The sequence below is a fragment of the Methylobacterium sp. WL18 genome (assembly GCF_008040015.1).
Classification (GTDB): Bacteria; Pseudomonadota; Alphaproteobacteria; order Rhizobiales; family Beijerinckiaceae; genus Methylobacterium; species Methylobacterium mesophilicum.
Genome location: NZ_VRVD01000748.1, coordinates 1 through 2065, shown reverse-complemented (window position 1 = coordinate 2065; position 2065 = coordinate 1). Strand labels below are relative to the sequence as shown.

2 protein-coding genes and 1 pseudogene are annotated in these 2065 nt (G+C 71.7%); 2 read left to right on the top strand and 1 reads right to left on the bottom strand.

Annotated elements, in window-relative coordinates:
- Together FV228_RS27810 and FV228_RS27805 are read left to right on the top strand one after the other, a co-directional pair.
- Nucleotides 1-851: substrate-binding domain-containing protein (locus FV228_RS27810; protein ID WP_147857453.1), on the top strand; the 851-nt coding region annotated here is incomplete at its 5' end.
- Nucleotides 848-1528, top strand: coding sequence for an aldolase (locus FV228_RS27805; protein ID WP_147857452.1), 681 nt, complete (start codon nucleotides 848-850; stop codon nucleotides 1526-1528). The genes FV228_RS27810 and FV228_RS27805, both read left to right, overlap by 4 nt.
- A 302-nt stretch (nucleotides 1529-1830) precedes the next feature.
- Here the strand turns inward: FV228_RS27805 and FV228_RS27795 are convergent.
- Nucleotides 1831-2065: pseudogene (locus tag FV228_RS27795) on the bottom strand (glycine--tRNA ligase subunit beta); the annotation flags it as partial.

Sequence of the window (2065 nt, the reverse complement as noted above, 5' to 3'; positions counted from 1 at the left end):
GCTACGTGCCGAACCGGCTGGCCGGCAGCCTCGCGGGACCGGGGGCGAGCGCCCAGCTCGCCGGGGTGATCGTGCCGTCGCTGGCCAACGTCGTCTTCCCCGACCTGCTGCGCGGGCTGACCGGGGCGCTGGACGCCGCGGGCATCCGCTGCGTGATCGGGGTGAGCGACTACGACCCGGACCGGGAGGAGGCGCTGGCGGCCGCGCTCCTGTCCTGGCGCCCGGCCGCGCTGCTGCTCACCGGGCTGGAGCACAATCCCGGGACGGTGGCCCTGGCGAAGGCCGGGGGCGTGCGCGTGGTCGAGATGATCGACACGGACGGGGCGGGGATCGACGCCGTGGTCGGCTTCTCCAACCGGGCGGTGGGGGCGGCGAGCGCCCGGCACCTCGTGACCCGTGGGTATCGCCGCATCGCCTATCTCGGCCACGACCTGCAGGTGGATCTGCGGGCGGGCAAGCGGCTGGCCGGGTTCGAGGCCGCCCTGGGCGAAGCCGGCCTGGCGCTCCAGGCCCAGGAAATCCGGCCCGGACCGTCCTCGCCGGGCTCCGGCCGGGCCGGGCTGGAGGCGCTGCTGGCGCGCCAGCCGGACCTCGACGCGGTGTATTTCTCCAACGACGACATGGCGCTCGGCGGCTATTTCGCCTGCCTGTCGGCGGGCTTGAGCGTGCCGGGGCGGATCGCCCTGTTCGGCTTCAACGGGCTCGACTTCGCGGCGGCGATGCCCCAGCCCCTGTCGACGGTGCGCACCCCGCGCCTGGAGATCGGCCGGCAGGCCGCCGCGTGCCTGATCGGTGAAGGTCCAAAAAGAATCGATCTCGGATTCGAGCTGATCGAGGGAGCGACCGCATGAGCGACGAGAGCCGGCTGCGCGAAGACATCTGCCGCTACGGCCGCTCGCTGTTCGAGCGCGGCCTGACCCCGGGCTCGTCGGGCAACATCTCGCTGCGCCTGCCCGACGGCGGCTGGCTGGTGACGCCGACCAACGCGTCGCTGGGCTTCCTCGACCCGGCCCGGATCTCGCGGCTGGACGCGGACGGCCGGCTGGTCTCGGGCGACAAGCCGACGAAGGAAATCCCGCTGCACACGGCACTCTACGAGAGCCGGGGCGGGGCCAAGGCGATCGTGCACCTGCACTCGACCCACGCGGTGGCTGTCTCGATGCTGCCGGAGATCGACCCGCGCCAGGTGCTGCCGCCGCTGACGCCCTATTACCTGATGCGCACCGGCGGCACCGCGCTGGTGCCGTATTACCGCCCGGGCGACCCGGCCGTGGCGGACGCGATCCGGGGGCTCGCCGGCCGGTACAGTTCGGTGCTGCTCGCCAATCACGGCCCGGTGGTGGCCGGCGACAGCCTGGAGGCCGCAGTCTTCGCCACCGAGGAGCTGGAGGAGACCGCCAAGCTTTACTTGCTGCTTCGCAACCTCAACCCGCGGCAGCTGAGCCCCGGGCAGGTGGCGGATCTCGTCAGCCATTTCGGGCTGACCCTGCCGGAAGTGGAGGATCATGCCGGGCACGATCACGGGTGAGGCCACTTCCGGTTGAAGGGTTCGACCTCACAATCATCACGCGCTTAGCGCAGTGACCCAGGGCAGCGCGCCATCGCCGAGCGTGGCGCCACGCTGGGTTGCTTCGCTGCGCTCGCAATGACGGGGAAAACGCTTGGCGATCGCGTGAAAACCGCGCGGCCTCCAACCAATCCCCCTCATCCTGAGGTGCTGCGCAGCTGCCTCGAAGGAGCCCTCCAGCCGGCCGCGCGATCCCTGGAGCCCTCCTTCGAGGCTCGCTGCGCTCGCGCCTCAGAATGAGGGGGCGGGAGGGACTGCAGCCGCTATCCCTCGATCTTCGAGAAGTCCGCCACGGCGCGGGTCGCGGCGCGGAGCGCGTTGAGCAGCAGCAGGCGGTTCTCGCGGAGCTTCGGGTCGGGCGCGTTGACGGTCACGTCCTGGAAGAAGGCGTCGACCGGCGCGCGCAGGGCCGAGAGCGCCCGCATCGCCCCGGCAAAGTCCTCGCTCGCGATGGCTTGCGATGCCGTCGCGAGCGAGGACTTTGCCGGGGCGATGCGG

Bases quoted from the DNA above. Each gene is read 5' to 3' on its own strand.
- FV228_RS27805 (WP_147857452.1), top strand. From the start codon at position 848: ATGAGCGACGAGAGCCGGCTGCGCGAAGACATCTGCCGCTACGGCCGC.